Here is a 20,142-nt window from a genome sequence, read left to right as displayed (position 1 = left end):
TTAGATCTCGTTATACGTGAAATTCATGCAAGTAAAATCTCAAATGAGAGATGTATCTCAAATTTATGTCGCAGTGTTGAGGATGTTAACCAAACAAATGTAGCAGTACTGGGAACAGGAATGGCGCGAGCAATGAGGTGATAATTCCGCAGATGACCAGTGCCAGCGAACTGAACGCCCCTTCCTGAAAATCCAGCTCTGCGCACCGGGCAGTACCAAGGGCATGTGAAGCCGTACCCATTGCTAAACCGCGCGACGCTTTGGTAGAAATTCGCAATATATTCAGCAGACTGTGACCAAAAACGGCCCCTAGAATACCAACAAAAATAACGCAGACTGCACTGATAGCAGGTAAGCCATGAAGGGATTCCGCAACTGCCATGGCAATGGGGGTGGTGACAGATTTAGGTAATACTGAGGCAGCAATCTCTGGGGTTGCCCCCATCCACAAAGCAATCGCGGTGCCGGTGACCATGGCGGTGACACTGCCGATAAAACAGATTGTGATGATGGATTTCCAGCGCGCGCGAATTTGATGTATTTGTTCATATAGCGGGAAAGCTAACGCCACTACCGCGGGTTGCAGCAGGTCATTGAGTATTTTACTGCCCGCAAAATAGTTGGCATAAGGCATATGCGTAACCAATAGCAATGGAATGATAACAACCATTGATATCAGCAAGGGGTTAAGCAATGGCATTTTCAAACTGCGGGCTAAACGACGTGCGCTGAAGAACACGATTAATGTCAGTGGCAGTGACCACCATAAGTTGCTGATCATTTGTCCTCCTCCGTGTGGGTTGGAGAACCAATCACTTTACGTTCACGATGGACGTAATGGGAGCTATAGGCCACCACTAACATCACAATCAAGGTACTGACAAAGCAGGAAACGACGATAGGACCAAATTGCTTGGTTAATTGATCATAATATTGCATCACGCCGACTCCGATGGGCACAAACAACAGCGCCATATAGCGGATTAGCAAGTGGCAACCCGGTTTTACCCACGTAGAGGGCAAAATCTGTGAAGCGAGTAGGGCAAACAGAATCAGCATCCCGATGATGCTGCCAGGAATGGTGATAGGCAACAACAAAGCGATGGCTTTACCGGCCCATAGACACAAATAGATAATGGCGAAAGCCCGCAGATACTGCCAGCAAAGTGAAGTCACGTTGCGCATAAAAAGGGTCCTGAGTAACGGAATACATTCATCATACAATTAACGATAGTAATGTGCTAGCAATCACATTATGAATAATATTAATGGAGTTGTGCCTACCATGACCAGTTCTGGCAGCCTATGTCAGATCAGAGCGGCTGTATTTGGCTGTAGCGTCTTGTGCTTTCGCCAATTGATAACCACGATAGAAAAACATCAACCCCAAAATGGCTGCAATAATCAGCATGTAGAACATCATGTGGGGTGCTGCATAGGCGAGCAAGAAACCACAGAATACCGGGTTAACAGCTCCGCCTAATTGACCGAGATTCTGTACCCCATAGTAGCTGCCTTTAAGATTCGCGGGAGCAATAAAGTCGATAAACATGTATTCGACTGGAATAACAATAATTTCACCCAGTGAGAATATCGCCATGGCCAACATCCATAATGGGATTGACTCTTGAGCCGCCATAAATCCGAACAGACCGATAATGAAGAACAAGGTTCCTAGCATCAACCAGCGCATTAAGTTCTGCTGATTCATGCGGCGGCTTAATAGGTATTGCAGAGTAATCACAATGGTTGCATTAACGGTCATCACCGCTCCAATCACTTGATAAGCAAACTTAGCGTCGGAAACCGTAATCAGATATTGCGATAAGTAACCGGAAAACTGGCCAAAGACAATGGCACTGAGCATGCTACCCAGAGTGAAATAGATCAGCCGCTTATCATGGCGCAAAATGCGGAATGTCTGACGAAAATCAGGTGCTGACTCGGTTGGCGTATGTGCAGAAACCGACATATCAGTGCTGTCTATTCTAAATTTCAGTATGAGAGCGACTGATAGCGCCAGTATGCCAGAAATAATAAACGGGGCTTGCGGCCCGATGCCCACCACCAATACCCCAAGCGCCGGGCCGATGGCCCAACCCACATTGACTAACGTGTAGTTGGCAGAGAAGGCTTTAATGCGTTCATCGACGGGTAGCCAGTCAGCAAAACAGGCTTTAATAGCAATACTGTAGACAGAGTATGCCGAGTGTAGCAGTGCCAGAATCAGGATTATCCATGCAGGGTGTTCAATCCAAGGGAGCGTAAAAAAGGTGATCGAAAATAGAGTCACGGCCAGCAGGATCAACTGCTTTTTATTGAATTTATCGACCAGATAACCGCCATAGAGACTGGTGAAAATACCGAGCGTTAAACTTGCCCCCAATACCAGTCCGACCTTATCAGGCGCTAATTGGAAATGTTCTGCCAAATAGATAGTGATAAAGGGGAGGGTCACGGCTCGCCCGATAGTTAAGACCAACGACGCAATCAGCAGATTGGTAATACGCGATGGAAATCCTTTCATGATATTTTCTTTCTTATTTTTTATTATTTGGGCAATGAGTTGTTTTTAGGCGATTTTTTCACTTAAAAGTGTGATTCTCACCGTTAACGACATAGTGGCTCAGGCAATTACAGTAGACTATTACGACAAGAAAGAGAGGGGGGTAAGCGGAAATTTTTTTTCAAACAGCAGATCGACCTGAATCGACCTGCTATTAACAGATAATTAACCTAAATACTCGATGATCGACAGACCGCCATTATAATCGGTGCTATAGATAATCCCTTGTGCATCAACAAACACATCACAAGATTGAATAACTTGAGGGCGTCCGGGCCGCTTATCCATCATTTTTGCGGGTGCGGCGGGAACTAAAGCCCCAGTTTCCTTGGGTTGATAAGGGTTGCTGATATCATAAGCGCGCACACCGGCATTTTGGTAGGTAGCGAAAATCAGTGATGAGCTGATAAAACTACCGGGCCGGTTTTCATGCAGATTATGTGGGCCAAAATGGGCACCTTTTTTCACATAATCTTGTTCATCAGGGACCGGGAATGTTGAGATACTCACTGGATTGCTTGGCTCTCGGATATCAAACACCCAGATATGCTTCTCGCCATCTTCCTGATTATCCAGGACAGCTTCATCCAGAACCACCAATAAATTGCGATCGGGCAGGGGCAGAGCAGTGTGCGTTCCGCCACCAAACGGTGGGCTCCAGTTGCGGTGACTGATCAGTTTTGGCTCATAACGGTCACTGACGTCCAACAGCGTTAGACCGCCATCGCGCCAACTGCCATAAGCCGTATCACCACTGATGATGGCATGATGTAGTGCATAGCGTTTACCTTCTGGCCAGCTTGCCTGCTCCCCTGCGGCAGTATGCATGCCGGGTAAAGCATAACGACCAGCCACTTGCGGTTTTTGTGGGTCAGCCAAGTCAATGGTTAGGAAGATATAATCACTGTAACCATCCAGAAGTGCAGAAACGTAGGCCCAGCGCCCACCGACGTACCAAATACGGTGAATACCAATACCATCAAGTGGTAGGAAGCTTATCTCACGAGGTTTATCTGGTGTCGAAATATCAAAAATACGCAGTCCAGCACTCCAACTGCGGCCCTCTTGGCGAGTACTGACCGTTTGTGCTACCGAGCGCGTGTAATACACTTTTTCCTCGGCAAAGCTGGCGTCAGCAAACAGATCACGGGCATTAATCACCAAAAGCAGGTCATCGTGGGCCTGTAAATGCACATTCCAGGTATTAGGCGGCGCAGCAATAAAACCGGCAGGTCGTGGGTTTTTCGCATCCCGCACATCAATAATTGAGACACCTTGCGACACCATATGACCGACATAGGCATACCCACGGTGCACCATAACTTGTACACCATCAGGTTTACCGCCTTGATCACTATGGCCAATCAGCCGCATATTGCGGCTGTATTCAGGTGTCGGCAAGAATCTTTGCGTTGCCATCTATATAACTCCAAATCAATTGAACCCGCGGATTTTACTGACCGTTTTTAGCGGCAAGCGTCGCAAACCAAGGCGAGTTGAAATCATCTGATTGGCCCCAACCGGGAATAATTTTACTTAAACCTGCAACGTTGACCGGACCGGGTTGGCTGACTAACAAGGCTTGTGGAATCGATGCCGCGCGAAATTCATAAGTGGCGGGGGTCTCTTCACCGGCAATTTTCTTGGCTATCAGGCGTAAGTTAACCGCACCAATGAGCTTAGGGTCAACGGCAACACTGACTTTCCATGGACTATTGGCTTCACGCATCAGTTGCAAATCCTGATTAGAAATATCAATGCTGTACAGTTTGATCTCTGTGCGGCCATTTTCTTGTAGAGCTTTATAAGCGCCCTGAGTGAAGGCATCCCAAGTCCCCCAGATAGCGTCAATCTTTCCTTTCGGATACTTCGCCAAGACTGCGCCCACTTTGTTTGCGGTATCACCTTGAACATCTGATGAAACTGCCCCGATAGATTCAAGTTCATTAATGCCAGGGTTCTGTTTCAACAGTGCCTGATAGGCAGCCTGACGACGTTCCATCGGCGGGAAACCGGCTACCCAGAGTTTGATAATATTGGCTTTACCATCGAAGTCTTTGATTAACTGACCAAAGGATTCATTGGTAAGAGAAGCATCATCTTGCTGAGTCACTGTCAGACCGGGAATCTCACCCTGTATTGCAGTATCAAATACGGATACCGCAATGCCATTGGCGGCGATACGCTTAGCCAACTCAGTTGAGTAGGGATCACGGCCCTGAGAAAGAATGATGCCATCATATTTTTGGCTAATGGCTTGGTTAACGAAGTCCTGAAAACGTGCATCATCCCCATTACTTAAGAAAGTGTCGATTTTGAAACCGAGTTTTTTACCTTCTTTTAATACGCCAGATAAAAATTGTGTGGTGTTGTCATCGGAACCTAAATTGCGGATGACGGCAATTTTAATCTGCCCTTGATGCTTGGCAATAGCCTCTGGAATGGGGGCGACTGTGGCGGTGCTTGCAGCGAATACCGGTAGGGCCGTCAGTAGGCCTAGGGCCAGTAAAGGGGAGGCAATATTTTTCATCCGGAACTCCGTCATGGTGTCAATTAGGTATGCAATGTGTGTTGTTGTCGTTGTTATAGCTATCTTTGTGTCTAGACGTCCATTCGTCTCTGTACAGCATCATAACCATAACTATTTTGATAAGGAATTAACTTTGTTATGAATTTTTGGATCGCGTTATATCTTTTAGTTTGGATAGCTTAAATAAGCAGCAAAAGGTAGGGGGTAAGGCTGTCAGTCATTATAATTAGCAGTAAGTCGATGTAATAACCGTTTAATTTCAGTGGTTTTGTCTGAGTGACATATAACCTTATTGTTCATACGACAAATGTCATGATTATTATTTTATTTCGTTACTAACTCAGTGCTGATATTCTAAATAGCATTGAGAGATAATAAGGTTAATCATCATAATTGATGTAAGTTCTACACGTTCTAAATTTAATGATATTTAAAGGATTAAAATCACCATGGGTAAAATTAGCAACCTATATAAATTCAGACAGGATGAAGCTGATAAGGCAAAACTGAATGTCAATGACATTATCAGCAATGCTATTAACGATGATACCCTCTATCGTTATATGTCTCGTACCGAGTTTCTTTTTCTTTTTATCCGCTACTTATTTGCGTCGATAGTTATCATTTTCTTAACAATGGTAATGTTTCCTGATTTTTTTGATGAAATCTTATCGCTGTCAATATCATCTTTTTCTATCGTATATTCATTAGTATTGTTATTGCCTTGCTCATATCGCTTGGCAAGCCAGAGACTGAACCCCTATTTATTAATTTTCCATCTTCTTCCACTTGGTGGTTATTTTCAGAATAGTACGCTCACGCTATTTTTATTCGGGTTATTTTTACTTTATCTCATCTTTATCAATATCTATGACGTAAAACCACCCGCATGTGAACGTAGAAAACAATTAGCTTCTAACTTACCTGATGAGTATCCGTTTGGACTGACTCTGATCTGTTTTAGTTTGTTATATATCAGTTTTTTCCTGCTATTTGAGCCGGATGACGCCTTTATTTCATTGATGATGCTGTCATGGATTTTCTTTCTACTGGCTAAATGGCATTGGCCTGTGGTGGTATTAAATATATTGGGCGCGGTTGGTGTCTTTTGGTTTTTCTCTTCGGGTTTCGTCGATATAAAACATCATAAGAATATTATTATCGACGCACTAATTAAGATCTCTTTATTAGATAATATTCTATTTTTGATTTTTTCCTTAAGCCTGTTTATTAATATGCTTTTTTGGCTGGAAGATTGGCTGCGTGAGCGGCAACCTCAAATACCTAAAGAATAGAGTGACGGTGAGAGTTAGCGCCTAGATGCCCTAAGAATGCTGGTCAAGTTAGCCTTGACCAGCATGTTAACGAGGAGGATTATTTTACTTGCATGCCAGGTTGAGCACCATTATCCGGGCTGAGTAGGAAGATATCATTCCCACCGGGGCCTGCTGCCATCACCATGCCTTCTGAAATACCAAAGCGCATTTTGCGTGGAGCTAGGTTCGCAACCATCACAGTCAAACGCCCTTCCAATACTTTCGGATCAGGATAGGCCGAGCGAATACCCGAGAAGACTTGGCGAGTTTCACCACCGAGGTCCAGTTTCAGCCGCAACAATTTATCTGAGCCTTCAACAAAATCGGCTTGTTGAATCAGTGCGATACGCATGTCCACTTTAGCAAAATCATCAAAATTGATGGTTTCCTGAATTGGATCATCAGCTAATGGGCCCGTTGCTACTACGGCTGGGGCCATATCTTCTTTAGAAGAGGTGACCATCTCGTTCACCTTGTCCAAGTCAATACGGTTAAACAGCGCCTTAAAGGTATTAATCTGATGGCCGAGCAACGGCTGTTCAATGCTATCCCATGTCAGTTCGGTATTGAGGAAAGCCTCAGTACGTTCTGTCAGGGATGGCAATACTGGCTTGAGGTAAGTCATCAGAACTCGGAACAGGTTGATGCCCATGGAGCAAATGGCCTGCAAATCAGCATCGCGGCCTTCTTCTTTCGCCACAACCCAAGGTGCCTGCTCATCAACATAGCGGTTTGCCACATCTGCTAGCGCCATAATTTCACGAATCGCTTTACCTGATTCACGGCTGTTATAAGCATCAGCAATACTGGTCGCAGCATCGGTAAAGGTTTTATACAGCGCAGGATCAGCAAGTTGATCGGCTAATTTGCCGGCAAAACGTTTGTTAATAAAACCGGCATTACGGGAAGCCAGATTCACCACTTTGTTGACGATATCAGCATTAACACGCTGGACGAAATCCTCCAGATTCAAGTCGATATCATCAATGCGTGAAGAGAGCTTGGCGGCATAGTAATAACGCAAGCAATCTGCATCGAGATGTTTTAGGTAAGTGCCCGCTTTGATAAATGTACCGCGGGATTTCGACATTTTCGCGCCGTTTACGGTGACATAGCCATGTACAAACAGGTTGGTCGGCTTGCGGAAGTTACTGCCTTCGAGCATGGCTGGCCAGAACAGGCTGTGGAAGTAAACAATGTCTTTACCAATGAAATGATAAAGATCCGTTGTCGAACCTTCACGCCAGAATTCGTCAAAATCTAAATCGCCGCGCTTGTCACACAGGTTTTTAAATGCCCCCATATAGCCAATTGGTGCATCCAGCCAAACGTAGAAATATTTGCCGGGGGCATCTGGCACTTCAAAACCGAAGTAAGGGGCGTCACGGGTGATATCCCATTGTTGCAGGCCAGATTCAAACCATTCCTGCATTTTATTGGCAACTTGTTCTTGCAGTGCACCAGAACGTGTCCACGCTTGCAGCATGTCGCTGAACGCAGGTAGGTCGAAGAAGAAGTGCTCAGACTCACGCATTACCGGTGTTGCACCTGATACCGCCGATTTTGGATCGATAAGCTCCGTCGGGCTGTAGGTTGCGCCACAAACTTCACAGTTATCGCCATATTGATCTGGCGCTTTACACTTCGGACAAGTGCCTTTCACAAAGCGATCGGGCAGGAACATGCCTTTCTCAGGATCATAGAGCTGAGAAATAGTGCGATTTTTGATATAGCCATTAGCCTTCAGGCGGCTGTAAATCAGGCTCGACAGCTCACGGTTTTCATCACTATGAGTGGAGTGATAGTTATCATAACTGATAGCGAAACCGGCGAAATCCTGTTGGTGCTCCTGGCTCATTTCGGCAATCATCTGCTCCGGCTCGATACCCAGTTGCTGCGCTTTCAGCATGATTGGGGTGCCATGGGCATCATCTGCACAGATAAAATGAACCTGGTTGCCGCGCATTCGCTGGAAACGGACCCAGATATCTGCCTGGATGTGCTCGAGCATGTGGCCGAGATGAATAGAACCGTTAGCGTATGGTAGCGCGCACGTCACCAATATTTTTTTCGCGACTTGAGCCATAGTGGGAAATTGCTTTCTTTATGTGGATTAAAGGGTCTTTGATGTTAACCGATAAGCGGGCTTGTCGCTAGGGTAAGGCAAGCCGCAGATTACCTTAAGTGGTAACAAGCTCATTTTAGTCACTTTTCAGCACATTGAGTTATTAACACTGTGGATTATGCGGTCTGTCATGGTTTTCTCACTATTCGGTGCACACAGGTCTGGATGAGTTCTGGTACACTATTGGAGGTTAATAACGATAAATTCAAGGAGCCGGGATGAGCCAAAAATCCCCTGAGCAGACCACCGCTGACCTGCTGCAATCACAAATTTCAAAGGTTCTTGCTGCCTTTACTCACCCAACCTTGCAAAAGGATCTGAGCACTCTACGTGCTATTCACCACTGCGCGTTACTGGACAATGTACTGCATATCGAGCTGGTGATGCCTTTTGCCTGGCAGTTCGGTTTTGAGATATTAAAAGAATCCGTCAGTGATGAATTGCTGACGGTGACCGGCGCTAAAGCCATTGACTGGAAGCTCTCTCATAATATTACAACGCTGAAACGTGCTAATGACCAGCCGGGTATTAAAGGCGTGCGCAACATACTGGCTGTCAGTTCTGGCAAAGGTGGGGTGGGGAAATCCAGCACTGCCGTTAACCTGGCACTCGCATTGGCTGAGAAAGGGGTTAGCGTTGGTATTTTGGATGCTGATATTTATGGCCCGTCCATTCCCAACATGATGGGAACTGTGAATCAGCGGCCAACCTCCCCAGATGGTAAACATATGGCGCCAATTATGGCCCACGGGATAGCCACTAACTCTATTGGTTATCTGGTCACTGATGAGAATGCCATGGTGTGGCGTGGCCCCATGGCTAGTAAGGCATTGTTACAGATGCTGCAAGACACTCTATGGCCAGATTTGGACTATCTGGTGATTGATATGCCACCGGGTACCGGGGATATCCAGTTGACACTGTCGCAGAACATTCCGGTCACTAGTGCCTTGGTGGTGACAACACCACAAGACATTGCATTGATCGACGCGATGAAAGGTATTGTGATGTTTGAGAAAGTTCATGTGCCGGTACTGGGTATCGTTGAGAATATGAGTGTGCACATTTGTAGCAACTGTGGCCATCTGGAGCCTATTTTTGGTACGGGTGGGGCAGAGAAATTAGCGAAAAAGTACAATTGCGAGTTACTGGGGCAACTTCCTCTGCATATGTCATTGCGTGAAGATCTGGACCGTGGAGAGCCGACGGTTGCCTGCAAACCCGACAGTGAATTCACAGGAATGTATCGCGAACTGGCATCCCGAGTTGCGGCACAAATGTACTGGAAAGGTGAGGCTATCCCTACGGAAATCTCCTTCCGCGCACTGTAGTGAGCGCGCTTGATTGATACCCAAAATAATTGGGGTTGCAGGTAGGCGGCAAACGAGAGCATCCCGATGAGCTGACACTGGTCAGTGACTCGGGTGCTTGAGGGCAGCTAACACTGCTGCAACTTCAAGTACGAAGGGTATAGCGCTAGCATCGAACGGGCTAACTCCTTATAATTGGCGCGCTCGAAGCATCTTGCATGCTTCGTCTCCCCTCACAACATTTAGTAATCAGGTCTTTAATTTTATGACTGACAAAGCACACCAGTGCGTCATTATCGGGATAGCGGGTGCCTCAGCCTCCGGAAAAAGTCTTATCGCCAGTACGCTGTATCGTGAGTTGCGCGAACAGGTGGGCGACCAACACATTGGCGTCATCCCTGAGGATGGTTATTACAAAGACCAGAGTCATCTGTCGATGGAAGAGCGGGTCAAAACCAACTATGACCACCCCAGCGCCATGGATCACAACTTATTGCTAGAACATCTGCAATCACTGAAAGCAGGTAAGTCGATTGAATTGCCACTTTACAGCTATACCGAGCACACGCGTAAAAAAGAGACTGTCCATTTAGAGCCGAAGAAAGTCATTATTCTGGAAGGGATCTTGCTGTTGACTGATATCCGCTTGCGCCAGGAGATGAATTTCTCAATCTTTGTCGATACCCCATTGGATATCTGCTTGATGCGCCGAATGAAGCGTGATGTGAATGAACGTGGCCGCTCAATGGATTCTGTTATGGCGCAGTACCAGAAAACCGTACGCCCAATGTTTCTGCAATTTATAGAACCTTCCAAACAATATGCTGACATTATCGTTCCGCGCGGTGGTAAGAACCGAATTGCGATCGATATTCTAAAAGCAAAAATCAGCCAGTTCTTTGAGTAATGTTCGTCTGGACCTTTGCTTCTTAATATGGCAGCTTTCAGAGTATGCGAGCTGTAACATGCGAATTCTAATGGAGATTTAAGCAATGAGACTGTGCGACCGTGACATAGAGGCTTGGCTGGACAGCGGAAAATTGGGCATTGACCCTCGCCCGCCTGTCGAACGTATCAATGGTGCTACAGTCGATGTTCGCTTAGGCAACCAATTTCGAGTGTTCCGTGGCCACACTGCTGCATATATAGATTTAAGTGGCCCGAAAGATGAAGTCAGTGAAGCGCTCGAACGGGTCATGAGTGATGAGATCAACTTACCTGAAGGGGAGGCCTTCTTCCTGCATCCTGGTGAGTTAGCGCTCGCAGTGACACTAGAATCAGTTACTATCCCTGATGATTTGGTCGGTTGGCTTGATGGCCGCTCTTCTTTGGCCCGTCTTGGGTTGATGGTGCATGTGACAGCACACCGAATCGATCCCGGTTGGCAAGGCAGGATTGTGCTGGAGTTCTATAATTCAGGTAAGCTGCCATTGGCCCTGCGTCCAGGGATGCTCATTGGCGCGCTGAGTTTTGAGCCACTCTCAGGCCCGGCAGCTCGTCCTTATAATAGTCGTCAGGATGCAAAATACCGGGGCCAACAAGGTGCTGTAGCCAGTCGTATCGACAAAGACTAGCCATTTTTCTCGCTGATTTTAGCCGGTTTGGGCTTTATCGCTTGTTTAGACAAGAGGATGTCATGAGACGATTACTAACGACGTTAATTATCCTGCTCGTTGTATTAGTTGCAGGTATGAGCGCATTGGTATTGCTAGTAAATCCAAATGACTTCCGTGGATATATGGTCAAACAGGTTGAAAGGAAAAGTGGCTATCAGCTACAACTTGAAGGTGATTTGCGTTGGCATGTCTGGCCACAACTTAGCATTATTGTTGGCCGGACTGCGCTGACGGCCCCCGGCGCGACGACTCCAGTGATCAGTGCTGAAAATATGCGCTTGGATGTCAAACTCTGGCCACTGCTATCACATCAGCTTGATGTTAAACAGGTGATGCTGAAAGGGGCGGTTATCCGCTTAACGCCTGACAGTGAAGCACAACAACAACCAGGAGCGCCAGTTGCCCCAAGCGGAACTGCACCTGTTGATGAACACCGCGCTTGGAAGCTTGATATTAATAAAGTCCAGATTGCTGACAGCCTGTTGGTTTGGCAACGGACAGATAATGATCAAGTGAATGTCCGCGACATTAACCTTGAGCTTCAACAAGACGCGCAACGACAAGTCCATATCACTCTTTCCAGCCGTGTTAACCGTAATCAACGGGATATCACGTTTGCCATGGTTGCAGATGCCGACATGCGCCATTATCCGCAGCAGTTCAGTGCCAATATCAGCCAATTTACCTATAAATTGGAAGGCGCAGATATTCCTATCGGGGGCGTGAGTGGAGAGGGAACATTACAAGCCAGCTATCAAAGTGACATCCAGCAGTTATTGCTGAACCAACTGAGTTTCTCAGCAAATAACAACCAGTTGACCGGGAGCGCCAAAGCGACGCTGGGTGATATCCCTGATTATGCCATCAATCTAGCTGCTGATAATCTAAACTTAGACGCGATTTTTGGTTGGGAGGCTAAAAACACGGCGGATAGCAAAGCGTTGGCTAAACAGCCGATTGCGACTGCACCGGTTATTGCGATTCAGGCTGATGATGATGTCGGTCAAGACTTACAAGCATTGCGCGATTTTACTGCACAAATAACACTCACAGCGAGTAACTTGGTTTATCGCGCTATCAACGTCAATCAACTGAATCTGCAGGCATCAAACCAACGAGGGAATGTGCAGATAAGTCATTTAACGGGCAAGGCACTGGGAGGAGATTTCTCACTACCAGGCTCGCTGGATGTGACCGGAAAGAAAGTGCTCACAACGGTTAGCCCTATAATTAATAATATGGAATTGGGGCCTGTATTATTGGCGGCAGGTTTACCGCAGATGATGACCGGTAAATTCTCCATGAAAGCGCAACTGTCTGGGGACGGCCTCAATGTCGAGGCATTCAACCGTCGCTGGAAAGGGGATGCGCAACTCAGCATGAATGGTGCGCAGTTGCAAGGGCTGAATATCCAGCAGCTTATCCAACAAGCCGTGACCCGCAGTTCCAATGATGTTAAAGCCGAAGAGCGCCATGAGCGCTACACAGAGGTTAAACAGCTACAAGCCAATCTGGCTCTAAACAAAGGGCGAGTGAATGTAAGTAGCCTCAGTGCTGATTCTGCATTAATTGCGATTACAGGCAATGGTGAGCTTAATTTACCTCAACGGCAGTGCGACATGAATCTGTCTGTACGGGTGATGCAAGGCTGGAGTGGCGAAGATCGGTTGGTTAAGTTTTTACAAAACACGGATATTCCACTACGTATTTATGGCCCGTGGACTCAATTGAGTTACCAACTGAATGTTGAGCAACTCCTGCGTAATGAGTTGCAGCAGCGTGCGAAAAGAGCCCTCAGTGACTGGGCTGAACGTAACCCAGAGAACCGCGCCCGTCAGGACCTTAAGAAGCTGATTGATAAGCTTTAATCTACATCGCCAATATTGATATGTCGGGTGGCTTATCAATATTGGATGATAGCTATTCTTTGTTATTTTTCTGTTGTTGCATTGATCCCCAATCTCGTATTTCTAAATACAAAATACTTTGGCTTACTCACAAACTAATATTTGTTTCTAAAATCCCTGCGAATCATTGATAGATGTCATAAACTCGCCGATGGACTTTGGGCAGAGTGCAGGGCTATTTCTGCATTTTTACAAGAAGAATCTTAATGCAGCATTCAGCAACAAATGAGTATACCCAAATACCAAGGGGATATTCGGTGAGAGAGGGTATATGTTAGATCTTTTGATTGGGATTGTCGTGGCGGTCGGCGTAGGCCGTTATATTATTAAAGGTTATTCGGCCACAGGTGTGTTGATGGTCGGTGGTCTACTGCTATTGGCGATCAGTGCCCTGATGGGCAAAAGCGTGTTGCCAGCCAGTGCGACGCCAACAGGTTGGCGAGCAACGGATATTGTCGAATATGTCAAAATCCTGTTGATGAGCCGTGGCGGTGATCTGGGTATGATGATCATGGTGTTATGTGGCTTTGCGGCTTATATGACACATATCGGTGCAAATGATGTGGTAGTCAAGATAGCATCTAAACCGCTGCAAATGATCAATTCCCCCTATTTACTGATGGTCGCGGCATACATCGTGGCCTGCTTGATGTCGTTGGCGGTATCATCGGCAACCGGGTTAGGTGTGCTGTTGATGGCCACATTATTCCCAGTGATGGTTAACGTTGGTATTAGCCGTGGAGCAGCGGCGGCTATTTGCGCATCTCCTGCGGCGATTATTCTGGCTCCCACCTCCGGTGACGTTGTGCTGGCTGCACAAGCCTCTGAAATGCCGCTGGTTGATTTTGCCTTTAAAACAACATTGCCCATCTCTATTGCCGCTATCGTTTGCATGGCCATAGCTCACTTTTTCTGGCAGCGCTATCTCGACAATAAAAGCCAGGAAAAGCATGAAATGATGGATGTAAACGACATCAAAACAAATGCACCGGGTTTTTATGCCATCTTGCCATTCACACCAATTATTGGCGTGCTGATATTTGATGGTAAATGGGGGCCAGAATTACACATCATCACAGTATTGGTTATCTGCATGCTGATGGCTGCTGTGATTGAATTCTTGCGTAGTTTCGATGCGAAAACCGTATTCAGCGGTCTTGAAGTGGCTTATCGCGGTATGGCTGATGCTTTTGCGACTGTGGTGATGTTGTTAGTTGCTGCTGGGGTGTTCGCGCAAGGTTTGAGCACAGTTGGTTTTATCAGCGGTTTGATTGGATTGGCTCAATCTTTTGGCACCGGTGGCATTATTATGATGCTGGTTTTGGTCGTGATAACTATGCTGGCGGCAATGACAACAGGTTCAGGTAACGCACCGTTTTATGCCTTTGTTGAATTGATTCCGAAACTTGCGGCTCAAATGGGGATAAACCCGGCTTATCTGGTTATTCCCATGCTACAGGCGTCAAATTTAGGTCGCACGTTATCCCCAGTTTCGGGGGTTGTTGTTGCGGTAGCCGGGATGGCAAAAATATCGCCTTTCGAAGTGGTAAAACGCACCTCTGTGCCAGTATTGGTCGGTTTGGTTGTCGTGATTGTCGCCACTGAGATTTTGGTACCAGTGCACTTATAATTTCGACATGAAGCCATAAAAAAGCCGGGTGACAATAGACACCCGGCCTAATATATCGCAGGTCAACTATACCCCATAGGTCAACTACACTTCATAATCAGGATCAGGCACAGCCAGTGGCGTTATTTTCACCTTCAATATACGGTGACTACTCACTTCCAGAGGCTCAAACAGATAGTCGCCAATCTTCAGCTGCTCGCCAACCTTTGGTATTCGCTGGGTGTACTCCATCAATAACCCGGCTAATGTGTGATATTCACGTTTATCATCAATGGGTAAAGGCAGATAAAGGACTAAGTCTTCCAACGGCATATAACCATTCGCAATCCAACAACCATCCTCTGTTTGCTGAATATCGTGGCGTGCATCCAGCTCTTCACCTGCCACCGGTAGATTACCCGCAATGGTCTCCATCACATCCGTCAGAGTAACAACACCTTCGATGGAACCAAACTCATCGACCACGAAAGCAAAATGTGTCTGTGCTTGGCGAAATTGCTCAAGTGCCATCAATAGAGAAACTTGCTCAGGGAAAATCAGCGGTTGGCGAATCAACGCACGTAAATCAAGTTTTTCTCCAGCCAACTGTTGTTTCAGTAAATCAATGATATGGATAACCCCCAGGGGTTCATCAGTCGAGCTATCCTCAGTGACAACAATTCGAGTGTGCAGATTTTTCGTCAGTAATTGAGCCAACTTCTCAGGAGGGTCATTAAGGTCCAGATATTCAACATCATGGCGGGATGTCATGATGCTGCTGACGGTCCGTTGAGCTAGTCCCAATACCCGCTCAATCATCCTACGTTCTTGCTCGTTGAACACCTCTTGACCTTCACTGGTATTATCCGCAATCAGATTGGCCGTGTGATTATCCAACTCCGCTTCTTCATGCTTGCCACTGAGCATACGCAACACAGCTTCTGCTGTCCTTTCACGTAACGGCCGAACAGTAGACAGAAAGCGACGGCGGTTGAATTGTGCAAACTGGTTCAATGACTCAATAATTACAGAGAAGCCAATCGCTGCGTACAGATAGCCTTTCGGAATATGGTAACCAAAACCCTCGGCCACTAGACTGAAGCCAATCATCAGCAGGAAACTCAAGCAAAGAATGACAATGGTTGGATGTGCATTCACAAAGCGAGTCAGTGATTTACTGGCCAATAGCATCAACCCAATGGCGATACAGACAGCCGCCATCATGACTGCAAGGTGGTCGACCATACCAACAGCGGTAATAACTGAGTCGAGGGAGAAAATGGCATCCAACACGACAATCTGCGCCACTACCGGCCAGAAACGAGCACCTTTACGTTGCTGGCTCTGCTGATGGTCTTTGCCTTCAAGTCGCTCATTGAGCTCCATGGTGGCTTTAAAGAGCAAAAATATCCCCCCAACCAACATAATCAAATCGCGGGCACTGAATGGGTGCCCGGAAAGGGTGACCAAGGGGGCAGTTAAGGTCGCTAACCAAGAGATACTGGCCAACAGCACCAGTCGCATCAATAATGCACATAGTAGCCCTGTGACTCTGGCCTTATCCCGCAAGTGCCGGGGCAGTTTCTCCGCCAAAATAGCAATAAATATTAGGTTGTCTATACCTAACACAATTTCAAGCACAACTAGCGTCGCCAGCCCTGCCCAAATAGTAGGATCTGCGATCCATTCCATATTTCTAGCTTCACCTTTTATTTCTATGGCTTGCGCCGTAGATGAGAATAATGGCCCTGTAACACGAGGTTTTCAAATTCAAATATAAGAAAAGGACGATATTACTAACAAAAAATACGAATGTGAAGAATAAAAAGGAAAATTGTAACTCACTGAAACTATTGTGTAATCCTTAAAAAAACACGTCAGATAAATGAAGGAAACTAACAGATATTTCCTAGTTAAATTTAATGCTATATAATAGATAATCAGTAGAAATAATTATGTGAGTATAATTCACTCAATAAAATCATACGTCTATAATTTAACAGTGACGATGAAATGCTGTAAATATGAGCAAGTAGCTATTGGTAGCTGTAAAGCCAAGGGCGGTAGCGTTGTTAAACCAATTAATTATGCTGATTATTATTTCTTATGGAATAGTTATTATTCTCATTTGAGGTGTGGTACTTCTAGTCGTATGCAACTTTATAGTGATAAGGATATATGATGTTACTTCCGGTGATTATGGCGGGTGGAACGGGTAGTCGTCTGTGGCCGATGTCAAGAGAGCTTTATCCCAAGCAGTTTTTACGCTTGCATGGGGTAAATTCGATGTTACAGGAGACTGTGAATCGTTTAGAAGGAATTTCTGTTAGAGAGCCAGTCGTCATTTGTAATGAAGAACATCGGTTCTTAGTCGCTGAACAGTTGCGGCAAATAAATAAACTATCACATAATATAATATTAGAACCTGTTGGGCGTAATACTGCCCCTGCCATTGCATTAGCCGCGCTAAACGCTGTCTCCCAAGGCGACGACCCAATAATGTTAGTGTTGGCTGCCGACCACATAATCAATGATTGCCAAGCATTCCAACAAGCCGTCACCAAGGCAATTCCATTTGCTAAGAAAGACAGCCTAGTTACTTTTGGCATCGTTCCAACGGGCCCAGAAACTGGCTACGGTTATATACAGCGTGGCGAAACCACCGTTAATGATATCTCTGAAGCTTTCAAAGTTGAGCGTTTTGTTGAAAAACCGGATTTAAAAACGGCAGAGCAATATATTCATTCTGGTGAATATTATTGGAATAGTGGCATGTTTATGTTCCGCGCCAAGCGATATATCCAAGAATTAGAAAAATTCAGACCCGATATTCTTGACGCCTGTAAAGCTGCGATGAAAGATTCAGACTCAGACAAAGATTTTATCACTATTGATAAAGATAAATTTAGTACTTGTCCGGATGAGTCTATTGATTATGCCGTGATGGAAAAAACCAGTAATGCTGTGGTCGTACCGCTTGACGCCGGCTGGAGCGATGTTGGTTCTTGGTCTGCACTCTGGGATGTGAGCAGCAAAGATGAATTAGGTAATGCTGTTACTGGCGATACTTACTTACATGACACACAGAATTGCTATATCAACACAGATGAAAAATTAGTCGCAGCTGTTGGGGTGGACAATTTAGTTATTGTTAGCACTAAAGATGCCGTATTAGTTGTTGATAAATCTAAAGTACAAGATGTTAAAAAGATTGTTGAACATCTTAAATTAACAAAGCGCAGTGAATATCGTCGTCACAGAGAAACATATCGCCCTTGGGGACGTTGCGACATTGTTGTTAATGAACAACGCTTTAATGTAAATCGCATTACGGTTAAGCCGGGCGGCGCATTCTCTATGCAGATGCATCATCATCGTGCAGAACATTGGATTGTGTTATCCGGTACTGCAAAAGTGACGATTGCAGACAAGACATTCTTAATTACTGAAAACCAGTCAACTTTTATTCCTATTGGTTCACTCCATATGTTAGAGAATCCAGGGAAAATTCCACTTGAGCTTATTGAAGTTCAGTCAGGTTCTTACTTGGGCGATGACGACATTATCAGAATTAAAGACCATTATGGCCGCTGCTGATTTAGAGGAAACAATGAATACCCTAACTTGTTTTAAAGCTTATGATATCCGTGGTCAATTGGGTTTAGAGTTGAATGAAGATATTGCTTATCGTATTGGTCGAGCTTTTGGTGAGTATTTAAAACCTAAAACTATTGTTGTTGGTGGTGATGTTCGGTTAACCAGTGAATCCCTAAAGATGGCTTTGGCAGACGGATTGATGGATGCTGGTAGTGATGTCTTGGATATTGGATTAAGCGGTACTGAAGAGGTCTATTTTGCCACATTTCACTTAGGCGTGGATGGCGGAATAGAAGTGACTGCTAGCCATAATCCAATGAATTACAACGGAATGAAGCTGGTCCGGGAAAACGCTAAACCTATTAGCGGTGATACTGGTCTACGTGATATCCAAAGGCTGGCAGAAGAGAATAATTTCACAGCACCGGACCAAAGTAAAAGAGGTCGTTATAAGAAGATCTCAATACTCAGTGAGTATGTAGATCATTTGATGGGTTACATCGACTTTAAAAACTTCACCAGACCTTTGAAACTTGCAATAAACTCTGGCAATGGTGCTGCCGGGCATGTGATTGATGAAATTGAAAAACGCTTTGTTGCTGCACACCTCCCAATAGAATTTGTCAAAGTTCACCATCACCCTGATGGTCATTTCCCTAATGGAATTCCCAATCCTTTACTTCCAGAGTGCCGAGCGGATACAGAAAAATCTGTTATTGATTCTGGTGCGGATATGGGGATTGCATTTGATGGTGATTTTGACCGCTGTTTCCTATTTGATGAGAACGGACAATTTATTGAGGGTTATTATATTGTAGGTTTGTTAGGTGAAGCTTTTTTACAGAAAGAAAAGGGCGCTAAAATAATTCATGACCCACGTTTAACTTGGAATACAGTTGATATTATTTCTAAAGCTGGCGGGATTCCAGTCATGTCTAAGACGGGCCATGCTTTTATAAAGGAAAGAATGCGCAAAGAAGATGCAATATATGGCGGAGAGATGAGTGCTCATCATTATTTTCGCGATTTTGCATATTGCGATAGTGGAATGATCCCATGGCTATTAGTCGCAGAATTACTTTGCGTTAAGAATATGTCCTTAAGCCAATTAGTTGGTGATCGTATGAAGGCATTCCCTGCCTCTGGCGAGATTAATCGTAAGTTGATAGATGCTAAAAGTTGCATTGCCAAAATTAGGGCTATCTATGAACCCGATGCTGTCAATGTTGATTTAACCGACGGTATCAGTATTGAGTACAGTGATTGGCGGTTTAATTTAAGAACTTCAAATACTGAGCCTGTAGTGCGTCTAAATGTTGAATCAATAGGAAATGTCACTTTAATGGATAGTAAAACTAAAGAAATTTTAGAGTTATTAAGCGAAAAATAATTTTATAATGAAAATAGCTATTATTTGTAATTGGTATTTTTATTAAATACATCTTTAAATCATAAGCATCAGTTGCTTACTGAATATTAGCCATCGCCAATAGAATGCGTTAATTAGGTGAATATATTTTGAAAATTTATATTGTCCTCCTATCAAAAAAAATAGGCTGCTATGAT

Annotated in this window: 15 protein-coding genes; 8 read left to right on the top strand and 7 right to left on the bottom strand. The window is 45.2% G+C overall.

The window, feature by feature from the left end:
• Positions 1–85: 85 nt before the first annotated feature.
• From ACIOG0_RS14610 to ACIOG0_RS14590, 5 genes are all read right to left on the bottom strand, one after another.
• Positions 86–781 carry a CidB/LrgB family autolysis modulator gene (locus ACIOG0_RS14610; protein ID WP_050098603.1) on the bottom strand — a complete coding sequence of 232 codons (696 nt, stop codon included), beginning with the start codon at positions 779–781 and terminating at the stop codon, positions 86–88.
• A complete protein-coding gene (locus tag ACIOG0_RS14605; protein ID WP_050098601.1) occupies positions 778–1,185 on the bottom strand; it encodes a CidA/LrgA family protein in 408 nt (135 codons plus the stop codon). Before ACIOG0_RS14605 ends, ACIOG0_RS14610 begins: the two co-directional genes overlap by 4 nt.
• Before the next feature lie 118 nt (positions 1,186–1,303).
• Entirely contained in the window at positions 1,304–2,527 is a 1,224-nt protein-coding gene (locus ACIOG0_RS14600) for an MFS transporter (protein WP_128451095.1), read from the bottom strand.
• A gap of 204 nt (positions 2,528–2,731) precedes the next feature.
• Positions 2,732–3,985 (bottom strand): LVIVD repeat-containing protein, encoded by a 1,254-nt coding sequence (locus tag ACIOG0_RS14595; protein ID WP_128451094.1) that lies wholly within the window; start codon positions 3,983–3,985, stop codon positions 2,732–2,734.
• A gap of 34 nt (positions 3,986–4,019) precedes the next feature.
• Entirely contained in the window at positions 4,020–5,096 is a 1,077-nt protein-coding gene (locus ACIOG0_RS14590) for a sugar ABC transporter substrate-binding protein (RefSeq protein ID WP_050098593.1), read from the bottom strand.
• Positions 5,097–5,545: 449 nt separating this feature from the next.
• Between ACIOG0_RS14590 and ACIOG0_RS14585 the strand changes: the two genes are divergently transcribed.
• The gene (locus ACIOG0_RS14585) at positions 5,546–6,391 is read left to right on the top strand and encodes a hypothetical protein (protein ID WP_128451093.1); all 846 of its coding nucleotides are present in this window, start codon (positions 5,546–5,548) and stop codon (positions 6,389–6,391) included.
• A 79-nt stretch (positions 6,392–6,470) separates the two neighbouring features.
• On the opposite strand, the gene metG is transcribed toward ACIOG0_RS14585, so the two are convergent.
• Positions 6,471–8,498, bottom strand: a complete 2,028-nt coding sequence (gene metG / locus ACIOG0_RS14580) for a methionine--tRNA ligase (protein WP_050140718.1) — start codon at positions 8,496–8,498, stop codon at positions 6,471–6,473.
• A gap of 257 nt (positions 8,499–8,755) precedes the next feature.
• Here metG and apbC point away from each other — a divergent pair, with 257 nt between their 5' ends.
• The 5 genes from apbC (at position 8,756) to dcuC (ending at position 15,000) form a co-directional block, all read left to right on the top strand.
• Positions 8,756–9,868, top strand: coding sequence for an iron-sulfur cluster carrier protein ApbC (gene apbC, locus ACIOG0_RS14575; protein ID WP_050098589.1), 1,113 nt, complete (start codon positions 8,756–8,758; stop codon positions 9,866–9,868).
• A gap of 244 nt (positions 9,869–10,112) precedes the next feature.
• Positions 10,113–10,754 (top strand): uridine kinase, encoded by a 642-nt coding sequence (udk, locus tag ACIOG0_RS14570; RefSeq protein ID WP_004388770.1) that lies wholly within the window; start codon positions 10,113–10,115, stop codon positions 10,752–10,754.
• A gap of 85 nt (positions 10,755–10,839) precedes the next feature.
• The gene (gene dcd, locus ACIOG0_RS14565; RefSeq protein ID WP_050098588.1) at positions 10,840–11,421 is read left to right on the top strand and encodes a dCTP deaminase; all 582 of its coding nucleotides are present in this window, start codon (positions 10,840–10,842) and stop codon (positions 11,419–11,421) included.
• A gap of 62 nt (positions 11,422–11,483) precedes the next feature.
• On the top strand, positions 11,484–13,331 hold the full coding sequence (gene asmA, locus ACIOG0_RS14560; RefSeq protein ID WP_050098586.1) for an outer membrane assembly protein AsmA: 1,848 nt from the start codon (positions 11,484–11,486) through the stop codon (positions 13,329–13,331).
• 310 nt (positions 13,332–13,641) lie between these two features.
• Positions 13,642–15,000, top strand: a complete 1,359-nt coding sequence (gene dcuC / locus ACIOG0_RS14555) for an anaerobic C4-dicarboxylate transporter DcuC (RefSeq protein ID WP_050098584.1) — start codon at positions 13,642–13,644, stop codon at positions 14,998–15,000.
• 84 nt (positions 15,001–15,084) lie between these two features.
• Here the strand turns inward: dcuC and ACIOG0_RS14550 are convergent, their stop codons facing one another.
• Positions 15,085–16,671, bottom strand: a complete 1,587-nt coding sequence (locus tag ACIOG0_RS14550) for a TerC family protein (protein WP_050098581.1) — start codon at positions 16,669–16,671, stop codon at positions 15,085–15,087.
• A 489-nt stretch (positions 16,672–17,160) separates the two neighbouring features.
• Here ACIOG0_RS14550 and ACIOG0_RS14545 point away from each other — a divergent pair, with 489 nt between their 5' ends.
• Both ACIOG0_RS14545 and cpsG read left to right on the top strand, forming a co-directional pair.
• Positions 17,161–18,576, top strand: coding sequence for a mannose-1-phosphate guanylyltransferase/mannose-6-phosphate isomerase (locus tag ACIOG0_RS14545; protein WP_050098580.1), 1,416 nt, complete (start codon positions 17,161–17,163; stop codon positions 18,574–18,576).
• A gap of 13 nt (positions 18,577–18,589) precedes the next feature.
• On the top strand, positions 18,590–19,966 hold the full coding sequence (cpsG, locus tag ACIOG0_RS14540) for a phosphomannomutase CpsG (protein WP_050098652.1): 1,377 nt from the start codon (positions 18,590–18,592) through the stop codon (positions 19,964–19,966).
• The last annotated feature ends 176 nt before the right edge of the window (positions 19,967–20,142 follow it).

Source organism: Yersinia vastinensis (genome assembly GCF_044905075.1).
In the GTDB taxonomy this organism is placed as follows: domain Bacteria; phylum Pseudomonadota; class Gammaproteobacteria; order Enterobacterales; family Enterobacteriaceae; genus Yersinia; species Yersinia vastinensis.
The sequence above is the reverse complement of the archived record's forward strand: the minus strand, read 5'-3'. Positions and strand labels throughout refer to the sequence as shown.